The 21,468-nt window shown below is 78.4% G+C and carries 13 protein-coding genes; 9 read left to right on the forward strand and 4 right to left on the reverse strand.

The features are described from left to right. Positions 1-2: 2 nt before the first annotated feature. The gene (locus tag LO771_RS17840) at positions 3-842 is read right to left on the reverse strand and encodes a potassium channel family protein (protein ID WP_230653565.1); all 840 of its coding nucleotides are present in this window, start codon (positions 840-842) and stop codon (positions 3-5) included. Positions 843-1,548: 706 nt separating this feature from the next. Between LO771_RS17840 and LO771_RS17845 the strand changes: the two genes are divergently transcribed. The 6 genes from LO771_RS17845 to LO771_RS17870 all read left to right on the forward strand — a co-directional run bounded on the left by LO771_RS17845 (position 1,549) and on the right by LO771_RS17870 (position 15,029). Then, a complete protein-coding gene (locus LO771_RS17845; protein WP_230653566.1) occupies positions 1,549-2,181 on the forward strand; it encodes a GNAT family N-acetyltransferase in 633 nt (210 codons plus the stop codon). Between the two features lie 56 nt (positions 2,182-2,237). Further along, the gene (locus LO771_RS17850; protein ID WP_230653568.1) at positions 2,238-4,586 is read left to right on the forward strand and encodes a WD40 repeat domain-containing protein; all 2,349 of its coding nucleotides are present in this window, start codon (positions 2,238-2,240) and stop codon (positions 4,584-4,586) included. 109 nt (positions 4,587-4,695) lie between these two features. Then, the gene (locus LO771_RS17855) at positions 4,696-5,331 is read left to right on the forward strand and encodes a hypothetical protein (RefSeq protein WP_230653571.1); all 636 of its coding nucleotides are present in this window, start codon (positions 4,696-4,698) and stop codon (positions 5,329-5,331) included. Between the two features lie 66 nt (positions 5,332-5,397). Continuing rightward, positions 5,398-7,722 carry a hypothetical protein gene (locus tag LO771_RS17860; RefSeq protein WP_230653574.1) on the forward strand — a complete coding sequence of 775 codons (2,325 nt, stop codon included), beginning with the start codon at positions 5,398-5,400 and terminating at the stop codon, positions 7,720-7,722. 40 nt (positions 7,723-7,762) lie between these two features. Then, complete coding sequence (locus LO771_RS17865) at positions 7,763-8,677, forward strand: hypothetical protein (protein ID WP_230653577.1); 915 nt, start codon at positions 7,763-7,765, stop codon at positions 8,675-8,677. Positions 8,678-8,681: 4 nt separating this feature from the next. Beyond that, positions 8,682-15,029 carry a hypothetical protein gene (locus LO771_RS17870; protein ID WP_230653580.1) on the forward strand — a complete coding sequence of 2,116 codons (6,348 nt, stop codon included), beginning with the start codon at positions 8,682-8,684 and terminating at the stop codon, positions 15,027-15,029. Between the two features lie 169 nt (positions 15,030-15,198). On the opposite strand, the gene LO771_RS17875 is transcribed toward LO771_RS17870, so the two are convergent. The 3 genes from LO771_RS17875 to LO771_RS17885 form a co-directional block, all read right to left on the reverse strand. Then, the gene (locus LO771_RS17875; RefSeq protein WP_230653582.1) at positions 15,199-15,816 is read right to left on the reverse strand and encodes a hypothetical protein; all 618 of its coding nucleotides are present in this window, start codon (positions 15,814-15,816) and stop codon (positions 15,199-15,201) included. A 261-nt stretch (positions 15,817-16,077) separates the two neighbouring features. Then, positions 16,078-16,275, reverse strand: coding sequence for a ferredoxin (locus LO771_RS17880; RefSeq protein ID WP_230653585.1), 198 nt, complete (start codon positions 16,273-16,275; stop codon positions 16,078-16,080). A gap of 7 nt (positions 16,276-16,282) precedes the next feature. Continuing rightward, positions 16,283-17,602: a cytochrome P450 gene (locus LO771_RS17885; protein WP_230653587.1), complete on the reverse strand. Its 1,320-nt coding sequence runs from the start codon at positions 17,600-17,602 to the stop codon at positions 16,283-16,285. Positions 17,603-17,972: 370 nt separating this feature from the next. On the opposite strand from LO771_RS17885, the gene LO771_RS17890 reads away from it, so the two are divergent. The 3 genes from LO771_RS17890 (at position 17,973) to LO771_RS17900 (ending at position 21,457) form a co-directional block, all read left to right on the forward strand. Then, on the forward strand, positions 17,973-18,209 hold the full coding sequence (locus tag LO771_RS17890; RefSeq protein ID WP_230653776.1) for a hypothetical protein: 237 nt from the start codon (positions 17,973-17,975) through the stop codon (positions 18,207-18,209). A gap of 47 nt (positions 18,210-18,256) precedes the next feature. Then, on the forward strand, positions 18,257-19,444 hold the full coding sequence (locus LO771_RS17895) for a flotillin family protein (protein WP_230653762.1): 1,188 nt from the start codon (positions 18,257-18,259) through the stop codon (positions 19,442-19,444). A gap of 210 nt (positions 19,445-19,654) precedes the next feature. After that, entirely contained in the window at positions 19,655-21,457 is a 1,803-nt protein-coding gene (locus LO771_RS17900) for a GAF domain-containing SpoIIE family protein phosphatase (protein ID WP_230653589.1), read from the forward strand. The last annotated feature ends 11 nt before the right edge of the window (positions 21,458-21,468 follow it).

Consider the following 21,468-nt stretch of genomic DNA (forward strand, 5'->3'; position numbering starts at 1 on the left):
CGTCAGGCGGAGGGCCGGTCGGCCGGCACGGGCGGCAGGTCCGCGGGGCCGGGCCCGTCCGCGGGGTCCGCCGGGGCGGGGGGCGGAGCGGCCGGGGCGTCCCCGGGGGGCGGTCCCCCGGGGACGGCCCGCAGCGTCAGCAGGGCGACCTGCTCGCGCAACGCCCGGACCTCGCCGACCAGCGCGTCCAGCGTCTGCTGCTGACGCCGGGTCTCCTGCTCCTCCTCCTGGAACTCGGCGATGAACCAGGCCGCGATGTTGGCCGTCACCACACCGAGGAGGGCGATGCCCGAGAGCATCAGGCACACCGCGATGAGCCGCCCCACCCCGGTCGTGGGGTAGTGCTCGCCGTAGCCGACCGTGGTCATCGTGGTGAACGCCCACCACAGGGCGTCGTCCATGGTGCGGATGTTGCCGTGGGGGGACTGGCGCTCCACCTCCAGCACGGCGAGCGAGCCGAAGAGCAGCAGGGCGAGGACGGATCCCACGACGTACGTGGTCAGCCGGACCTGCGGCGTGGCGCGGACCCGCTGCCCGGCGAGCAGCAGGGTCGCCAGCAGCCGGAGCAGGCGCAGCGGCTGCAGCAGCGGGAGCACGACCGCCGCCAGCGCCAGGGGCTGGCTGCGGACGAAGGCCCAGCGCTGCCCGGAGAGGGCCAGCCGGACGGCGTAGTCGGCGGCGTAGCAGCCCCAGGCCGTCCACTCCAGCGCCCGTGCGGCGGCCGCGAGGCGGGGGTCGGCGTGCGGGAGGAGGATCGGGGCGGCGTAGGCCGCGGCGAACAGCAGGGCCAGGACGAGCAGGGGCAGCCGGGTGCGCCGCTCCCAGCGCTCGAGAGGGCTCATGGACGTACTCCGGGACGGGTCGGGGCGGCGGGTCGTGCCGCGGCCGCGCCGGCGCCCGGGGCGGACGGCCGGCCGGACCGGCGGCACCGGGCCTCGCGACGAGCGTAGACGGTCGCCTCCGAGGGGCGGCCGCGGCAGGGCGCGGCGGGAGCACCCGCTCCGCCCCGCACGGCGTCCGGCCGCCGCGCGTCCTCCTCCGTCCCTGATCACCGCGGCAGCGGCCGGCGACTCGGCCTTCGTCCGGTCGCCGGGCCGCGGGCGCCCCAGGCCGCCCGGCCGGGGGTTCCACCGCCCGAAGGCGTGCGCGCCGGGCTCGGGCACCCCGCCGGAGGGCCCCGCCCGGCGCGGTCCGCGGCGGTCGCCCGGTCGACGGCCGCCCCGAGGACACCCGGTGATCTGCGTCACGCGGCGACGGTGCGGACCGGGGGTCCGGCGGGCGCGGCCGCGCCGGCGCCCGGGGCGGACTCCGGGCGGCGCGGGGCCGTACGTGGCGGGGAAGCCCGCACGGACGGCTCCACGACGCCTTCACGGGAGCGACGCGGTGACGCCACGGATGCACAGGCCCGATCGAAAAGGGAAACTGACGGGTCATCAGATTGACCCGGTAGTGTCATTTTAGGATGTTAATCTCACTTTGCACGCGGACATGCGGCCCGCAGCGGCCGGCGTCCGCGTGCTGCCGTGTCCGTCCTCTCGTGGAGCCCCCGTGCCCGTCCCCGAGCAGCGCCCCGACCCCGCACGCCCGGCGGCGGGGGACGCCCTTCCGGGGGTGCGCCCGCTGGGCACGCTGACGGGGGACCCGGCGCTCACGGAGGGTGACGTGGTCCTGCGACGGCCGCGCGCCGAGGACGCCGACGCGCTCGTCGCGGGCAGTCGCGACCCGCTGGTGCGGGAGTTCATGCAGGGCGTCCTGCCCCACCCCGACCGCGCGTCCGCCGAACGGTGGATCACCGGACTGGCGCCCCGGCTCTGGGCGGACGGCACGGCGGCCCACTTCGCCCTGGCCCGTCCGGACGGCACCGCGTTCGGTCTGGCGGAGCTGGTCGACCTCAGGCCCGCCGAGGGCGCGGCGGAGGCCTCGTTCTGGCTGCTCCCGCACGCCCGCCGGATGCGGACGGCCACCGCCGGCCTGCGCCTGCTGTGCCGGTTCGGCTTCGAGCGGCTGGGGCTGCGCCGCATCGACGCCTACGCCGCCGTCGACAACATGCCGGTCCAGGTGGTCGGGGCCGCCATCGGCTTCCGCCGGGCCGGTTTCCGGCCCGCCCTGTTCCGCAGCTCCCGCACCCACCGGCTGCACGACGCCGTGTACGCCACGCTGTCCCCGGACGACCTGTGCTGACCGGCCGCCACCTCCCGGACGCACCCGCTGAACGACCCCCGAGCGAGAGGACACCCATGCCGGACACGGAGGACCGCGCCGTCACGGCCGGGGGCGCGCAGGTCCCGGGCGTCCGCCTGACCATGGAGGCGGACGGGCCGGCGCCCGGCCGGACCGAGCTGTTCCTCTCCCCCGGCGGCGCGCTGTGGGCGCAGCGGCCCGCCCCCGAGGGGCCGCGGAGCCGCTCGGGCGGTGTCGACCCCGCCCTGCTCGCGCGGCTGGTCTCGCTGCTCGGACCGGCGGCGCCCGGCGGGGCCGGACCGTCCGCGGGCCCCGGGCCGTCCGGCGGGGCCGGCGGCACGCTGCGGCTGGGCGTGCGCGGCCTGCTCCCCTCCGGCGACCTCTCCTGGGAGGAGGGACGCCAGCCGCCGCCCGCCGCGGTGCGGCTGCTGCGGACCCTGGTCGACCAGGTGTTCTCCGACGGCCGCAGCGGAGCGCTGCCCGGCGCGGTCCTGCAGGTGGACGAGCAGGCCGACGGCGAGGCCGGCGAGCAGGCCGGGGACCCAGCCGGGGACGGCACGGGCCCGGGCGGCGGCCGGACGGGCGTCCGCGCGGCGGCCGCCTTCGGCACCGTGCGCGGCAGGCACGCCTACGCCCTCGCCGAGGAGGGCCGCGGATTCGGCCTCCACGCCGTACCGGACAGCGAACTCCTCGGCTCCTCCTCCGACGCCGCCGCACCGGCGCCCGGGGCCGTGGCGCTGGGCACCGTCGAGGGCCGCGACCTGCTGGCGGCCGGGGACGGCCACGGCGCGCTCAAGGTCTGGGACGCCGCGACCGGCTCGGTCCTGCACGGCACTGGGGCGGCGGGAGGCGCGCGGGCGGTGGCGGCCGGCACCGTGCAGGGGGTGCCCCTCGCGTTCGCCGCGGGCCGCACCGGGGACGTCCACGCCTGGCGGACCGACGACGCACGGCCCCTCGGGGCGCTGCCGACCTCCGGGAACGGCGCCGCCGTCCTGTGCCACGCCCGCTGCGGCGGCCTCGACCTGCTCGCCGCCGCCGGCGACGACGCCGCGGTCCGGGTCTGGGACGTGGCGACCGGTGAACAGCTGCACCTGCTCGTGGGCCACACCGAGCGGGTCACGGCCCTCGCCGTGCTCAGCCTCGGCAACCAGGCCCTGCTGGCCTCCGGGGGCGCGGACCACGGCATCCGGCTCTGGGACCTGGCCACCGGCCGCCCGGTCGCCGTGCTCACCGGCCACACCGGGACCGTCACCGGGCTGGCCTTCCCCGACGGGGCCGGGCGGCCGGTGCTCGCCTCCTGCTCGCTGGACGGCAGCGTGCGCGTCTGGGACGTCCACGAGGGCCGCGCCCTGCACGGCTGGGCGGCCGGCGGCGGCTGGCTGACCTCGCTCGCCCCGGCCGTGGTGGAGGGCGTCCCGGTCCTGGTGACCGGCGACGAGGGCGGCCTGCTGCGGATCTGGGCGGAGTCCGGTGCGGCGCTCGGCGTGCTCCACGACGACCCGGAGGGCGCCGGCGCCCCCGGCGCACCGGTGAACGCGCTGGCCGCGGCCGAGCTGGACGGCGCCCCCGTCCTGGCCGCCGGCCACGGCGACGGCTCCGTACGGGTGTGGGACCTCGCGGGGAGGGCGCTGCTCCACCGGGTGCCCCCGGACGGCGGCCCGGTCACCTCGGTCGCCGTCACCCGGGCGGCGGACGCCGCCACGGACGACGGCGCCGCGGCCGGGCCGGTGCTGGTCTGCGGCACCGCCGCTGGGACCGTGCGCTGCCACCGGCTGCGCGACGGCTCGCCCCTCTCGGTGCCCGGCCCGCACACCGGCCGGATCACGGCCCTGTCGTTCGCCCCCTCCGGCGTCCTGGTGTCCGGCAGCGCGGACGGCACCGTGCGGACCTGGGACCCGCTCGACGGCACGCCGCTGCTGCGGCTGCGGGCCCACGGACCGGGGGTGACCGCGGTCGCGGCCGGGGAGGCGGGCGGCCACGCGCTGCTCGCCTCGGCGGGCGCAGACCGCACGGTGCGGCTGTGGCACGGGCTCACCGGCCTCGCCGGCCCGGAGCTGGCGGGGGCGGGCGGGGCCGTGCACGCCCTGTCCTTCGCCGTCCTCGACGGGCGCAGTGTGGTGGTCGGGGGCGCGGCGGACGGGACCGTCACGGTCTGGGACGTCTCGGACGGCCGCCGCGTCTCGGTGCTGGGGGACGGCGGCCCGGCCGTGCGCAGCCTGGTCTGCCACGAACTGGAGGGCGAGACCCTGGTCGCGGTCGGCGACGAGGGGGGCACCCTGCGGCTGTGGCACCTGTCCGGCGGTGCGGTGCTGAACGAGGTCCCGGTGGGCACAGTGCCGCTCGCGGTCGCCTTCGACGACACGGGGGTGCACGTGGCGGGCGCCGGGGGCCTGACCACCTGGTGAGGCCCGGCCGTCCCGGCCTGGTCCACAGCAGTCCGAGAGATCCGACCACCCGTCCGCCGGACCCGCTCCCGGGAGCGGACCGGCGCGCGGTGGCCGGGGGGAGAGCAGCATGAGCAGTCCGTCGTTCCGGATCGACCTCACCGAGGTGCGGACCGCCGCCCTGACCATCAGGCGCGCGGTGGACGACCTCGACCTCGCCACCCGCGCCCTGGAGGCCGCGGTGCAGCGGGTCACCGCCGCCCACTACGGCACCGACCCCCTCGGGCGGGCGCTCCAGGGGGAGGGCTCGGGGGTCGGCGGGCTCCCCCAGCACCAGGAGAAGGTGCTCCAGGGCATCCGCCACTACCTGCGCAACTCCTCCCGGCTCTCGGACAACCTGCTGCTGATGTGCGAGCGCCACGCCGAGAACGACGCGGAGACCGCCGCCCTGCTGCGCCGGATCCACCGCGGCGAGCCCGAGCGGCCCGCCGTCGCGGCCGCCGCGCAGACCGCCGCCGAGCCCCTGCCCGCGGACGGCCCCGGGCCGGCCCTCCCGCGGCCCCGGATCGGGACCGTCGTCACCGACGCCCCGCTCCCGGACGCCGCACCGGAGCCGCCGGACGCACCCGAGCCCGACCTGGTGGACTACCAGGACCCCGGGCAGCCCGACCTGCACTACAACGACCGCGCCGGGACGCACCGCGCGGACGCGGACGCGGACCGGCCCGTCCACGGCGGCGGCGGGGCGCACCCGTCGCTCGCCTGACCCCCTCGTCCGCCCGCACGCCCCACGCCACGCGCCCTCACGCCGCACGCCCAGAAAGCGACCCACGTGATCGAGCTCCCCTCCGACCTGGCAGAAGTGCTCAAGATCGTCCAGAGCAACGAGCACGGCGCAGGCATCGCCTGGCCCGACGGCGACGAGGACGCCCTCGCGGAGCTCGCCGACGCGTGGCGCACCTGGAACCGCGCCGCCGCGGCCCACACCCGCACCATCGTCGCCGGCGCCGCGCACGCCCGGCAGAACATGGAGGGCGAGGCCGCCGACCGGTACGAGGAGTACCTGCGCACGTACGCGATGCGCGACGAGTCCCACGTCGGCACCACCCTGGAGGCGGGGCTCACCGTCGCGCAGTCCCTGAACGGGGCCGGCCGCGCGGTCACCCGCACCAAGACCGAGATGACCCGCGAGCTGCAGTACGCGAAGGACTACATCGACAGCCACCCCGGCGGGAAGCACGGCGACGTCGCCCGGTCCGAGGGCGTGCGGCAGGCCGCCGAGACCTACGACGGCTACATCGGCGAGGCCTCCCACAGCGTCGACTCGATGCTGCGCCAGGGCTCCTCCCACATCGACCGGATGACGCACGCCGGGCAGGCCGCCACCCTCCCCGAGGGGGGCGCGGGCCCCGATCGCACCGGACCCGCGGGAGAGCCGCTCGGGACCGCCTCCGCCCCGTACGGCCCGGACCTCGGGGGGCCCGGTCCCGCCGATCCGGCGGCGGGCGGGGACCCGTACGGCGTGTCCGACCCCGGCACCGGACCGGACGGCGCCGGGGCGGGGTACGACGGCTCCGGCGCGCCCGCGCCGGGCGCGGAGGACTGCGGACCGGGCGGGACCGGCCCCGCGGACGGCACCGGGGGGTACCCGGGCACGGGCACCGACCGGACCGGCGCCGGCGGGCTCCGGCCGTTCGGCCTGCCGCAGACCTCGTACGGGCCGCACGGTCCGGAGGGCTCCGGAGGCGGCGGTGCGCCGGTGTTCGACGCCTCGCCCGCGTCCCTGCCGAAGCTGCAGCTCTCCGGCCTCGGGGACCCGGGCACGGCGGCAGGCGGCGGGGGCCTGCTCGGCGGGGGCCTCCCCGGCTCGGGCGGACCGGGGCTGGCGCCCTGGACCCCGCCGGGCGGAGGCGGCATACCGCTCTTCGACACGGCCGGCTCCTCCACCGGGGCGGGCGCGTACGGCGGCTCGGCCGGGATACCCGGGGGCGGCGGGTACGGGGCGGGCGCATCGGCCCTCGGCCGCGGCGCCGCCGGACGCGCCGGGGCCGTCGGCGGGGCGGGGCTGGGGACGGGTACGGGCATCGGCCGGGGCGCGGGTGCGGGCATGGGCATGGGCATGGGCGCCGGCCGGGGCGCGGGGGCCGGCGCGTCGGGGTTCAGGCCGGGCGGCCGGCTCGGCGGTGCGGCCTTCGGGGGCGGCGGCCGGGGGCCGGGGCTGGGAAGCCTGGCCGGGGAGAACCTCTCCGGGGCGGGGGCCGCCGGGCGGGGCCCGGGCGCGTCCGCGGCCCTGGGCGCCCGGGAGGGCGCCGGGACCGCCGCGTCGGCGGGTCGTGCCTCGTCCGCGGGCGGGTCCGCCAACGGCGCCGGAGGACGGCCCGGCGGCGGGTTCGGCGGGGCCGGGGGCGCCGGGGGCGGAGGCCGCGGGGAGAGCCGCGGCGGCCGCCGCTACGTGCGCGCCACCCGGATGGGCGCCGAGGAGCTCGAGGACGAGGACGGCCTGCCGACCGACTCCGGCGTGACCGGCAGCGCGGCCCAGGCCCCCACCGGGGACCGCCACTGGCAGCGCATGCGCCGCCGCTGGATGGACGCGGCCAGGTCCGCCTCCTCCGAGGACCCCGCCGCGGGCGGCTCGCCCGCAGGCGCGGCGCACCCCGGGCCGGGCGAGCGGGCGCCGGAACAGCCGGGCGCGGACGACTTCCTGATGCAGCTCCGGTCGGCGATCTCCGGAGCCGGGTCCGAGGACCCGGCAGCCGGGCCGCCGCAGGCGGGCGCCGCGACGGCCGGCCCCCGGCACCCGGAGGCGCCGGGGACGCCCGGGCCGTCCGGGACCACGGCGGACGACGACTACCTGGCCCGGGCCCGTGCGGTCGCGGCCCGCCGGGGCCTCCCCGGCGCGGACGACGACGGGGCCGTCGCCGGTACCGGTACCGGTACCGGACAGGCGGACGCCGGGTCCGCCCGCCCAGAACCGGGGACGCCCCGTCCGCTGCGGCAGGAGGAGGGCTACGCGGTGCCCAGCCCGTTCCTGCGCACCGCACTGGCCCGGATGGCCGCCTCGGGCGGCTTCGACAACCGGGGCGCCGCCGGCGCGGCCCGCCCCGGAGAGGCAGGAGCCGCCCCCGCGGGCGGGACGGCCGACGGACAGCAACGGTGACCCGCCCGACGGGCGCGCCCGACCGAACCGAGGAGACACCGTGACCGAGGAAACGAGGACGGACGCCGCAGCCGCCGGGCGGCCGACGGCGTACCGTGCCGCGGAGGCACCCGCCCCCGCCGTGCACGCCGAACCGCGCGAGGCGCCCGAGCCCCTCGCCCGGGCCGAGGCGCCCGCGGCTGCCGAGCCCCTCGTACGGATGGAGGCCCGCCAGGCCACCGAACCCCTCGCCCGGGCCGAGGCGCCCGCGGCTGCCGAGCCCCTCGTACGGATGGAGGCCCGCCAGGCCGCCGAACCCCTCGCCCGGGCCGAGGCGCCCGCGGCTGCCGAGCCCCTCGCCCGGATGGAGGCCCGCCAGGCCGCCGAACCCCTCGCCAAGTCCGAGGGCCGCCACGCCGTCGAACCCGCCCTGGAGTCCGAAGCGCCGACCGCGGCGCTCCCGGCGAGTGCGCGGATCGGCGTCGTGCAGCCACCGGCCGGGACCGGGTCCTCCGGCGGCTCCGGGACGGCCGCCGGCAGCGGGTTCAAGGTCGCCGCCGACCAGTACGCGGCCGCGGCCGGCCCGCTGCAGGCCGTGGCGGACCGGATCAGCGAGCTGTACACCTCGCTCAACGGCTACCTCTCCGGTCTGGACGCCCCCTGGGGCGACGACCACGCGGGCCACCAGTTCGCCGACGGCGAGAAGGGCTACGTCAAGTTCGCCGCCGACACCCTCGAAGGCCTGAAGAGCCTCCCGGAGGGCCTGCGCAACACCGCGGAGGGCCTGAAGGCCATGGCGGAGAACTACACCGCCACCGAGGAGGGCATCGCGTCCGGCATGGACGCCCAGGACGAGGACCTCCAGGCGACGCAGGGCACCTACTGGTCGCCCGGGGCGTTCACCGCGGCCCTGCCGCGGACGGAGGCGGCCCACGTGATCGCGCGGGAATCCGGCAGCACCGGCGGAAGGCACTGAAACCATGGCAGTCGAGGTACCCGAGCCCCTCCAGTGGGTCCTGATGCTGCTGTCCGGCACCAGGTGGCCCGAGGGCGACGAGGACGAGCTCCGCGAGATGGCCGCCCGGTGGCGGGAGACCGCCGAGCAGCTGGAGGAGGCCGGACGCGCGGCGGACTCCGCCGTGCAGCGGGCCCTGGACGGCCAGCAGGGCGCGGCGGCGGACGCGCTCACCGCGTACTGGGGCCAGTACACGACAGGCTCCGGCTCGACGCCCGGGTACTTCCCCGGCACCGCGCAGGCGTGCAGCGGCATGGGCGACATGCTGGAGCAGATGGCGAACTCGATCGAGACGGCGAAGATCCAGATCATCGCCCAGATCGGCATCCTCGCCTTCGAGATCGCGACCGCGGAGGCGGAGGCGCCGTTCACGTTCGGCGCCTCGCTGGCGGAGATCCCCGCCTTCGTCGGGATCAGCCGCACGGTGGTGCAGCAGGTCCTCAAGACCCTCCTCAAGGAGGCCCTGCAGCACGCCGCCAAGCAGGCGGCCATCATGGGCGGCATCAACCTGATGGCGCAGTCCATCGAGGTCGCCGAGGGCCACCGCAAGAGCATCGACCTCAAGGAGCTGGGACAGAACGTCGAGGGCGGGGCCGTCGCGGGCGCGCTCGGCCACGGCCTCGGCAGGGGGGCGGGCGCCCTCGGCTCCAGGGCCGGGCTGGGCAACGCCATGGCGAGCGTCCCCGGCCGGATGGCCACGGGGGCGGCCGTGGGCGTGGGGACCGACGTCGGCACGCAGCTGATCACCACCGGCCACGTCGACGGCGACAGCCTGCTGGGGTCCGGACTGAACGGCGCCGGCGGGGCCGGCCTGCACGCCGGGGCCGCCGCGGCCAGGGCCCACTTCTCCGGGCCCACGCCCGTCGCCGTGCCGCACCTCGGCCCGGACGGCGCAGGCGCGGGAGCCGGTACGGGGGTGCACGCCGGTGCGCCGGGCGGCGGCGCGACCGCGTTCGCATCCGGAGCCGACGGCGGCGGCACCCCGGCCTACCGCGGACCGGCCGGGGACGGTGCCCCGTCCGTCCACGAGGGCGCGGGTTCGGCGGGCACGTCCCGGGGCCTGGTGCCGTTCGGCTCCGACCGGCCCGGGGGGAGCGGTGGTCCGTCCACCGGGGCGGCGTCCGACGGGGCGCCGGCCGGCGTCTCCGGGCACGGCGGCGCCGACGGGGGCGCGGCGGTCCACGGGTCCCCCGGGCAGGACGGCGCCGCGGCCGAGGGGACGTCGGCGGCGGCCTCCCCCGGCGGACCCGCCGTCGACCGGGCGCGGACGGCCCCGGACGGCGGCCCCGCCGCGCACACGCCCACGACCACGCCCACGCCCGGCAGCGGGCCGGACGGAGCGCGGCCGGACGGTGGCACCGCCTCCCCGGCCGACCGCGGCGCCGCCGGGCCGGCGGTGCAGCACGGACCGGCTGCGACGCCGGCCCACGAGGGCACGCCGCAGGACGGCCCGGCACAGGCCCACGAGGGCCGGCCGCAGGACCGCTCCCCGCTCCCCGACGCCTCGGCCCACCGGACCGAGGACGCTCCCCCCGCAGCGGACCACGGCCCCTCGCGACCCGACCCCGCCCAGCCCCGCGACGGGCAGCAGGCCGACCCCCGGACCGCGCCGGACGACGGCCAGCAGCCCGACGGACAGCGGCCCGGCACCGGTGCAGCGCAGCCCCACGACGGACAGCGGGCCGGTGCCCAGCCCGACCAGCACGCACAGCCCGACCAGCACACCCAGCCCGACCAGCACACCCAGGACGGCGGGCAGCGGCCCGGTGCGGACGCCGTGCGGACGCACGACGCGCAGACGCCGGACGCGGCACCCGTGCAGCCGCGTGCGTACGGCGACGCCCCGGCCGCGGGCGGCGGGGCGGGCCGGCCGGTCGACGGGCCGTTCCTCCAGGGAGCGGGCCGCGGGGACACCCCGCCGGTGTCCTCCGGTGCCGGCGACGCCGGAGCCCCACGGTCCGTCCACGACCCGGACGCCATCCACGTGGGCCCCTCCCGCCTGGACACGGCCGCCGTGGCCCCCGACCCGTCGGCCGCCTCCTCGCCGCCGCCCTCGGCCTCGCCGGAGGCGGCCCCCGGCCATGCCGCGGCCGCGGCCCCGCCCCCGCCGCCCGCGGCGCCCGCGTTCTCCCCCGCCGGCGCCGGGGACGCCGCCCCTGCGGGGTCGCGTCCGGCCGCGGCCGTGCCCCCGCCTGCACCGGCGGTGCAGACGGCGGCACCGGCGCCCGCCCACCCGTCCCCCGCGCCGCCCCCGGGCGCCGCTCCGGGACGCACAGCGCCGCCGTCCCCTTCCGCAGCGTCCCCCTCCGCACCCTCCCCCTCCGCGCCGCACGCCGGTGCGGCCGCCCCCGCCGGGAACCCGGCGGCGGGAAGCACGGCCGGGGGCCCGGCGCCCGCCGGGTCCGCGGGCCGGGCGGAGACCGAGGGGCCGGTCGTGGGGGCGGTCGGCGTGTTCGGGTCCCCCGGGGCCCGGCGAGCCGGCGGCCCCTCGGGTGCCGGCGCCCGCTCCGGTTCGGGCTCGGGCTCGGGTGCCGGCGCCCGCTCCGGCCCCGGCCGGTCCGGCTCCGGCGACCGGCGCAGCCCCGAGGAGGAGTTCGCCGCCCGGCGGCAGGAGGAGCGGCAGGCCGAACTCGACCGGATGCAGGAGACCGGCCGCGTCCGGGACGCCGTGCGGGAGCTGGGCGGGGAGCAGCGCTACGTGGCCGCCCGGCCGCCCCGCGCCGAGGAGCTGGTCCGCGACCTGCCGGGGATGACCCCGCAGGAGCGCGCGGGGACCCTGGCCGCACTGCGGCCGGAGCACCGCCGCTGGCTGGCACGGAACCCGGAGCTGGTGGACGGCCTGCAGAGCGCCCTGCCGCCCCGCGAGTTCGCCGCGACGGCGGCCCGGCTGCTGGTGGACGTGCCCGAGGGGGCCCACCAGCCCGCGTCCGCGCGGCAGGAGGCGCAGGCCCAGGTCGCGAGGATGCTCCAGGACCCCGACACCGCCGCGCGGCTGCTGAGGAACGGCGCGCAGGTGACGGTCGTCCCGAGGGACGTGCGGATGACGGACGTGCAGGCGTTCCGGAACCTGCGGGGCACGACCGCCGAGGGCGCCGCGGGCGCCGGGCGCGGCTGGGACGACGTCCGGGGCTCCGGCGGCCGCCGCACCGCGGTCACCGAGGAGAACCTGCTCGGGGCCGAGACCACCGTCGGCGCCCACGGCCACTACCACGACGGCTACTCGACGACCACGCACGAGTTCGCGCACACCCTCCACCGGTACGGCCTGACCCCGGAGGACCAGGCGGCCGTCACCCGCAGCTACGAGGACCGGCGCGGCCAGGGGCCCGCCGCGCACTGGCCCGACGGCACCGCCGGCCGGGACGGGGACGGCAACCCGGTGGAGAACTACTCCTCGCGGGACGAGGACGAGTACTTCGCCCAGATGACCAACGCCTACCTGGGCACCAACCACGGCACCGACCCCTGGACGGGCCAGGACCGCAACAACGGCGCCGACTGGGTCCGTGCCAACGCGCCGGAGCTGGTGCCGCTGCTGGAGCGGCTGTACGGGGCCGACCCGTCCGCGGTCCACCCCGACCCGGCCAACCCCGTCGGGGCGGCCCGCGCCGAGGAGGACCTGTACGACGGGTACCGGGCGTTCATGGAGCGGGTCGAGGGGGCGCCCCCGGAGGGCGCCGCACCCCGACCCGAGAACGGCGCACCCAGGCCCGAGAACGGCGCGCCCAGGCCCGAGGACGCCGCGCCCCGACCCGAGAACGGCGCACCCAGGCCCGAGGACGCCGCACCCAGGCCGGAGGACGCCGCGCCGCCGCGGGAGGCTCCCGAGCCGCCCGCCGCGGAGCGGCCCGCCGACGGCGGCGGGCGGGCGGCGCCCGTCGGCACCCACGGCGCGACGCCCCGCGACACCCCCTACCCGCCTCCGCCCCCGTCAGGGAACGGGACGTCCAGGGGCAACCCGTCACGGGGCAACCCGTCACGGGGCAGGGAGAAGTGGACCGAGCGGCGGCCCCCGGTCGACCCCGCGGAGCGGCAGCGCTTCGAGCGCTTCGCCGACGAGCTGAAGGGGCTCGCGGTGAAGGTCCCCGTCGACCGGGCGCGGCTGCAGGAGACGGTCGGCGACTTCCTCGCGGACCTGCCCGCCGAGCACCGTGCCACCTGGATGCGCGAGGCCCGCAGGATGGTCGACACCCTGCCGGACGGCGCGTTCACGGACGCGTCGGTCAACGCCGCCCACAAGGCGCTCGACGCCCACGACCGCGACCGGCCCGCCCTGGCGGTCCCGGGCGCGGACTTCGTGAGCGCGAGCCGCGTGACGAGCGGTCCGGGCCAGGGCTTCATCAACCGGGACGTCCCCGCCGTCGTCCTGGTGAACGGCGAGCCGTACGTGCCGGTCCACTCGGCGGTGTTCGGCGACGCCACGGCGGCGGGCGGGCCGCCGGTCCACAAGGACATCAGCCAGGACGAGGACGGGGTCGTCCAGATCCACACCGGCTCCAGGGACGCGACGGAGAAGGTGTTCTGGCTCGGCATCGGCCAGCCCCTGCGGCAGGTCAAGTGGGTGGAGAAGTACCAGTCCGACGGGGCGCCCGCCCCCCTCATCCGCTCGTTCCTGGTGCCGCTGCGCACCGTCAACGAGATCTCCCGGACGGCGGTCACCGAGCACGGCTCCGGCAGCAACACGATGGACCTGAACGTGGACAAGCACTTCGGGTCCAACCAGTTCGGCATCAGGGACCCCGAGTCGCTGGAGCTGCTGCGCCAGACGGCGCTGCCCGGCTCGCTGCGCACCTACACCGACGGCGACACGGAGGGCGCCCCGGCGTCCTGGGGCGAGGTCAGGCCGACCGGCGAGCTGCGGGACCGGCTGGGCGTCCCCCGGGAGACCATCCCCGGGTACCCGGTCTTCACGGAGGGCAAGGGGTTCCTCCCCGCCTCGAAGTACGAGGCGACGGCCCGGGGGCTCCGCGAGGTCGTCGCGGCCCACCTCAACAACAGCGCGCTGCGCGAGAAGGGGGACCTGCCGCGGTCCTCGGCGTATGTGAAGGACTTCTTCCGCCGGCACGCGCCGGACCACCTCAGGAACCGGCCCCCCGCGCAGGAGCGGGAGGCGATCGACACGTTCGTCCGCGAGTACGTGGCGCCCTGGGCCGCCCAGGCGCGCGTCACCCAGGCGCTCCACCACGAGTACGAGGAGTTCCTCTCCAGCGATCCGGCGGACCGGGCGGTCGACTACCGGCTCGCGGACGGGGAGCCGCTGCGCGGGCAGCGCAGGACCGCCGAGCAGGCCCTGGGCGAGGACCAGCGCGCCCTCATGGGCGTCCGCGTCGTCGTGCGCGGCGGCTTCGACGAGCTCGGCCCGTCCCTCCCCGGCGCCTTCAAGGCGCATCCGCAGGCGGACGTGCGGGCGCTGCTCTCGCAGCTCAAGGCACGGCGCGAGGCCGTCCTGGGGGACTACGGGTACAAGATCGGCGACCGGGCGGTCCTCGCGGAGCGGAACGAGGAGAACCGGGCGTTCGCCGCGGACATGCACCGCAGGCTGACCGCCGCCCTGGCGGGACGGCAGCCGGACCCCGCCCTGACCGGGATCCTCGACGGGCTGGCCCGGATCGGGGCCGCCGGCGGGCCGGATCCGGCCGCGTCCCCGGGCACGGGCCTGGACTCCGCGTCCGTCCTCCCCCGGGCTGCGACGGCCGAGGGGCCCGACGCCGGCGGGCAGGCCGAGCCGGCCGTGCGGCTGGCCGGTCCGGCGCTCCCGGGGCTGTGGGCGCAGCGGCGGGCCGGCGCCACCGCCGCCGGGCTGCGCACCGAGCGGACCGATCCGGCGACCGGCGGCACCGTGCTGATCCGCTCGGCGGTCCGCCGCTTCCAGGCGGACGACGGCCGGTGGGTCCGCGACTTCACCGTGACGCTGCCCTTCGAGCCGGCCGCGGGCGTGTCCCCGGCCCGGCTGGCGGAGCTGCGCGAGCGGGTCCAGAACGCCCTGGACCGCGGCCTGAACAGCGGCTACGCCCTGCCGCGCTCCGGCGACCAGCTGCACGTCTCCGTCCGCATGGTGCACGCGGAAGGCCACGGCGAGCGGATCCTGCTCACCGAGGCCGCCGCGCCGGACCCCGCCGGGCAGCGCCACTGGGACCTGGGGCACGACGACGCCGCCCTGGTGCTCCAGACGCTGCGCTACCTCGGCGTGCCCGGCGGGGGCGCCCCCCTCGGGTACGGCCCGGACGGGGCACCGCCGCAGGCGCACCTCGCCGCGATCGAGGACACCTGCGACGCGGCGGCGGTCCTGCGCGGCCATCCCCTGGGGGCCTGACGCGTACCCGGCCGGCACGGGATCCCGTGCCGGCCGGGCCCCGGCTCCCGGCCCCGTGCCGACGGCAGGGAACGGGAGGGGCAGGGCGTGCGCGGGAACGCGGCAGGCCACCGGTCCGTGCGGCGGGGGCCGCACGGACCGGTGGCCCGTCCCGGGGGTGCGGGTCGGGTCAGAAGCGGGGGCTGGTGGTCGCGGTGCCGACCTTGAGGCCGCCGGCGAACGCCTTGGTCTTCAGGGTCGCGTCCAGGGCGTCGGCGGCCGCCTTCGTGAGGTTGAGGCCCACGTTCGAGGCGGTGGCGGAGTGCTTGCCGAGGTGGACCCGGGCCTTGGACAGGTCCAGGGTGAAGACGGGCACCCGGGTGCGGGTGCCGGCGACGCGGCCGGTGAGGTTCCCGTGCTTCAGGTCGATGACGAAGTCGCGGACCTCCAGCGAGGTCCCGTTGGCGACGTTGACGAAGCGCAGGCCGCCGCGGTGCTCGATGGTGCCGCCCAGCGGGGAGGGCGTCAGCCGTCCGCCGGTGACGGGGAAGGACGCGGTCAGGGTGGCCTGGCCGCCGCCGAAGGCGAGGCCGGCGTGGCCGGGGCGGGTGACGACCGGCAGGATGCCGGCCTTCAGCAGGGCGCGGGTCACGGCGGGGGCCAGGGTCACCTTGGTGGTGCCGGACTTCACCCGCACCGAGGCCGGTCCGTGCGCGGACGCCGGCGCGGCGCCGACGCCCGCGACCACCACGGCCGCCGCGGCGACCGCCACCGCAGACCGGACCCGCACTGCCGTCGTGATGCTCATGGGGACTCCCTGGAAGACTCGGTAGCGACGGTCCCGGTGACCGTCACGCCCTGCTTCCGCCGCCTTCGCGGACCCGGATGCACCTCGTGGTACGAAAGTTGACGGCCGGTCCGGACCGCCCGGGGAGCGCCGGCGCTCCGGGGGAGGGCCTCGGGGAGGCCCGGGCGGCGGGCGGGGGGCACCCGCCGCCCGCCGGAACCGGCCGGGGGTGCGGGCCGCGGGCCGGACGGCGTCAGGCCTCCGGCGCCGGTCCTCGCGGCGTCACTCCTCGTCGAGGGTGATGACCGCGTTGGGGCAGAGGGCGGCCGCGAGCCGCGCGGCGGCGTGCTGCCGCGGCGCGGGGCGGTCGTCGAGGACGACGACGGTGCCGTCGTCCTCGTCCTGGTCGAAGAGCTCCGGCGCGTTGAGGGCGCACTGGCCCGCGCCGCGGCAGCGGTCCCGGTCGACGCGGATCCTCATGCCGGCCTCACACCTCCCACGCGACGGGGAGCTCGTGGACGCCGTAGACGACCATGTCGTCGCGCATGCGGAGCTGCTCGGGCGGCACCGCCAGGCGCAGCGTGGGGAAGCGCCGGAAGAGGGCGGGGAAGGCGGTCTCCATCTCCACGCGCGCGAGCTGCTGGCCGAGGCACTGGTGGACGCCGTGCCCGAAGGCGACGTGCTGCGAGGGCTCGCGGGTGAGGTCGAGCCGGTCGGGGTCGGGGAAGTGGGCGGGGTCGCGGTTGGCGGCGGCGAGGGAGGCGACGACGGTCTCCCCGGCCCGGATGCGGTGTCCGGCGAACTCCACGTCCTCGCGCGCCACCCGGACGGTGCCGAACTGGACGATGCTCAGGTGGCGCAGCAGCTCCTCCACCGCACGTCCGACGCGGTCGGGGTGCTCGCGCAGGAGGCGCAGCTGGTCGGGGTGGCGGAGCAGGGCGTAGGTGCCGAGGGCCAGCATGTTGGCGGTCGTCTCGTGGCCGGCGATCAGCAGCAGGCGGCCGACGCCCGCCACCTCCTCGTCGCTCAGGGCGGCCTCCGGCTCGTCCCGGTGGAGGAGGGCGCTGAGCAGGGCGTCGTCGGGCCGGTCCCGCTTGGCGGCGACGAGGTCGAGCATGTACCGCCGCAGGGCCTCCATCGCGGCGTAGGTCCCGGCCTCCTCGCCGCCGACCCGCAGCAGGGCGGCCGACCAGGCCTGGAAGCGGGCGCGGTCCTCGTACGGGACGCCGAGCAGCTCGCAGATGACGAGCGAGGGGACGGGGAGGGCGAAGGCCCGGACGAGGTCGACGGGGGGTCCGGTGCGCTCCATGGCGTCGAGGTGGTCCTCGACGATCCGCTCGACGGCCGGGGCGAGGGCGCGCATCCGCCGCACGGTGAAGTAGCGGGTGAGGATCCGGCGGTAGCGGGTGTGCTCCGGGGGGTCCATGCCGATGAAGACGCCCGCGCGCGACGCGGGGTCGGCGGGCGGCCGCACCGTGCGCACCGGGGAGGAGGCGTGCAGGCGGTCCGCGCTGAACCGGTCGTCGGCGAGGAGGGCGCGGACGTCCTCGTGCCGGGTGAGCAGCCGGCCGGTCCCCCCGTCGGGGAAGGCGAGCCGGCTGACGGGGTCCTCCTCCCGCAGGCGCCGGTACTCCGGCGGCGGGTCGAAGGGGCAGGTGCGGCGGACGGGCAGGGCGGCCGGTGCCGGTCCGGGGGCGGTGGGTCCGGACGCGGTCGTGTCGCTTGCGGTGGGTCCGGACGCGGTCGTGTCGGGCGCGGTGGGCCGGGCCCCGGTCGGTCCGGTCGCAGCCGGTTCGGTCGTGCGCATGGCGGCAGTGCCTCCGTCCGACGTGCCGCCGGCAGCCTGCGGGGGCTGCCGCGGCGGGGCCGCGCCCGGTCGGCCGGACGCCGCCGGACCTGCACCTCAGGGTAGTCCGGCGGCGCGGCCCGCGCCGGGGGGCCGGGGCCGTTCGGGCGGTGCGGCCGGGCGGCGGTCCCGGCCCTCCGGGGTGCCCGGGCGCACGGGTCCGCCCGTGCGGGGCGCGGTGTACGGTGGAAGACATCAAGGACATTTCCGGCATCGAGCACGGTGGCGGGCGTCACCGGCGTCCGGCGGGACGGGAGGCGCGGGCCTCCGGGAGGCGGTGTCGCCCCCGTGACGGCCGACGGTGCGGATGCAGCGACGGGCGGAGCCTCACGTGGCACGTGGACGCACGGACGCGGCCGATGACTCCTCGCAGAGCCCGGTCGGGGCCGTCGGCAGGGTGACGGTGCCGATCCCGCCGGACGGCCCGGGTGAGGTCCTGGTCGCCGTGCGGGGCGGGTCGGAGGCGTTCGCCGCGTGGTCCGCGAAGCCGGTCGGCAGGGACGCCCGTGTGGTGGTCGTGGACTCCCTCTCGGCCCGCTCGGTGGTCGTCGAACCCCTGCCGTCCTGAACCGCAGCACCCCAGTACCGAACCAGGAAGATCCGCAGGTGGTCGCCATGCTGTTCTGGCACGTCCCCGCGCCCAACGAGGCCATGCTCATCTCCGGCTCCAAGCGGCAGGCCCAGGAGACGCAGTTCCGCATCGTCACCGGCCACGGCAGCTTCGTCCTCCCCGTGAAGCAGAAGGCCCGCATGCTCTCCCTGGCCCTGCGGGAGGCGGAGATCGCGGAGGACTGCGTGACGCAGCAGGGGATCCGGCTCACCGTGCGGGCGGTCTGCGTCTTCAAGGTCGGCGACGACGCGGTGTCGATCGCCAACGCCGCACGCCGCTTCCTGGCGGAGCAGAACCGGATGGAGGAGCTGGTCGGCCGGATCTTCGCCGGGCACCTGCGCTCCATCGTCGGCGGGCTGACCGTGGAGCAGATCATCCGGGAGCGCAGCCGGGTCGCCCAGGAGGTCGTGGCGGGCAGCCACGGCGAGATGGAGAAGCTCGGCCTCGTCGTGGACGCGCTGCAGATCCAGGAGATCGAGGACGCCACCGGGTACATCGACAACCTCGCCGCGCCGCACGCGGCCGCGGTCGCCAGCCAGGCGCGCATCGCCCGGGCCAGGGCCGACCAGGAGGCGACCGAGCGCGAGCAGCAGGCCGCCGCCCTCAAGGCCGAGTACGAGCGCGACACGGCGATCAAGCGGGCCGGCTTCCTGGCGCAGACGGAGGAGTCCAACGCCCGCGCCGCCCAGGCGGGGCCGCTCGCGCAGGCCCGGGCGTCGCAGGAGGTCGTCGAGGAGCGGACCGCCCTGGCCCAGCGGGAGGCCGGGCTGACGGCGCAGCGCCTGGAGGCGGAGGTGCGGCGGCCTGCGGACGCCGAGGCGTACCGGCAGCGGACCCTGGCCGAGGCGGGCCGCGACCGGGCGAGGTTCGAGGCGGACGGCGGCGCCTACACCGAGCGGACGCTCGCACAGGCCCAGGCGGACGCCAACTCCGCCCGCGCCGCCTCGCTGCGGAACGGGAACCAGGAGCTCATCGCGGCCAACCGCGTCGTGGAGAACCTGCCCGCCCTGGCCGAGGCGGCCGCCCGCGGCATCTCGGGGGCCAGCGTCACGGTCCTCAACGGCACCGAGGGCGTGAACCAGGTGGCGGCGGGCATCGTGGGCCAGGGCCTGGCCATCCTCCGCTCCCTCCAGCGGGCGGCGGCCCCCGCCGTCCCCGGACGGCCGGCCGCGCACATCCCGGAGAAGCCCTGACCCGCGGCCGGACCCCCGCGCCCCCGGAGGGTCCTCCCCCGGGGGCGCGCCGGCACCGGCCCCGGGCCGGAGGGGCGGCCCCGGCACGGGGACGTGCGGTGCCGGTGCCGCACACGGGGGGGGCGGGGAGGCCCGGCGGCGTCCCTAGAATGGCCTGTGAGGACGGCCGCCGGCGCGAAGGGGCACCGGGGCCGGCGACAGGAGGTGTGCGTGGCGGCCGGTTCCCCCGAGGTGCCCCCCGCGGTGCTGGGCGCGCGGGGACGGGTGGGGGCCCTGCGGGACGCCGGCCTGACGGCGGCCCCCGACGCGGACATGGACCGCCTCGCCCGGATGGTGACCCGCATCCTGGACGTGCCCGTGGCCCTGGTGTCGCTGGTGGAGGAGGACCGCCAGGTCTTCCCCGGGATGGTGGGGCTCGCCGAACCGTGGGCGGGCCGCCGGCAGACCCCGCTGTCGCACTCCCTGTGCCGGTACGTGGTGGCGTCCGCGCGCCCGCTCGTGCTGGCCGACGCCCGGGAGCACGACCTGACGTGCACCAGCCCGGCCATCCCCGACCTGGACGTCGTCGCCTACGCCGGGATGCCGCTGACCGACGCCGACGGGCACGTCCTGGGCTCGCTGTGCGCGATCGACGGGTCCGCGCGGGAGTGGACCGACCGCGAGCTCCAGGACCTGGCGGACCTGGCCGAGTCGTGCTCGGCGGGACTGCGCCTGCGGATCGCCTCCCGGCACGCCCGGGACATGGCCGACCAGGCCCGCCGGTCCCTGGCCAGCGCCGAGGTCCTGCTGCGCGCCGCCGAGGACCTGACGGGGGCGTCGAGCCTGACCGACGTGCGCCGCCGGGTGCGCGACCTGGTCGGCGGCGACCTCAGGCCGGCCTACGTGGGCCTGGTCCTCGCCGAGAACGGCCGCCTGCGCCGGGTGCCGGACCCCGACGTCGCCCACCTGCTGGAGTCCCTCCACTCCTCGTACGAGACCGGGGCCCCCTTCCCCACCGCGCGGGCGTTCCGCGAGCGGCGGACGGTCGCCGTGCCCGACCGCGGCCACCTGCTGCGCCACTTCGGCCCCGAGTCGCTCGCCGCGGCCGACTCCCTGGGCCTGCAGTCCTCGGTGTCCCTGCCCCTGGTGGGCACCCGCGGGCCGGTCGGCGCGCTGACCCTGGGCTGGGCCGAGCCGCACCGGGTGGGGCTGCAGGAGCAGGCCGTGCTGACCTCGGTGGCCGCCTACACCGCCCAGGCGGTGGAGCGGGCGGTGTTCCTGGAGGAGCGCGTCCAGGTGGCGCGCCGGCTGCAGCACGCCATGCTCACCGACCTGCCGTCCGTGCCCGGCCTGGACATGGCCGCCCTGTACCTGCCCGCCGCCGCGGACGACATGGTCGGCGGGGACTGGTACGACAGCTACCGCCTGTCCCCCACCCCCGCGGGCGAGGGCGGGTGGGCGGTGACGGTGGGCGACATCACCGGCCACGACGTCAACGCGGCCGCCGTCATGGGACAGGTGCGCGCCATGCTGCGCCAGGCCACCCTGGACCACCCCGGCCAGGAGCCCTCGACCGGCGTCAACGCCCTGGAGCGCGCCTGCGCCCGCCTGTCCCTCCGGGCGAGCGGCACCCTCGTGCACGCCCACCTCGACCGGCGGGGCGACGGCTGGGAGCTGCGGTGGACCAACGCGGGCCACCCCCCGCCGCTGCTGCACTCCCCCGACGGCGGCACCCGCCTCCTCGAGGAGCACGACGCCCTGGTGCACCACGCCCTGGGCCCGCTTCCCCGCACCGACCACCGCCACCTGCTGGCGCCCGGCTCGACCCTGCTGCTGTACACGGACGGGCTCGTCGAACGCCGGGGCACCTCCTGGGACGCCGCCATGGACCGCCTCGCCGCCGCGCTGTCCGACAGCCGCGGGGAGCCGCTCCCCGAGCTGCTGGACCGCCTCGTCGACCGGACGGGCAGCGCCGCGCCCGACGACGACGTCGTGCTCCTCGCCCTGCGCCCCCGCCCCGCGGCCGGCGGCTGAACCCGCCGGCC

It is taken from the genome of Streptacidiphilus sp. ASG 303, from assembly GCF_020991365.1.
GTDB lineage: Bacteria > Actinomycetota > Actinomycetes > Streptomycetales > Streptomycetaceae > Peterkaempfera.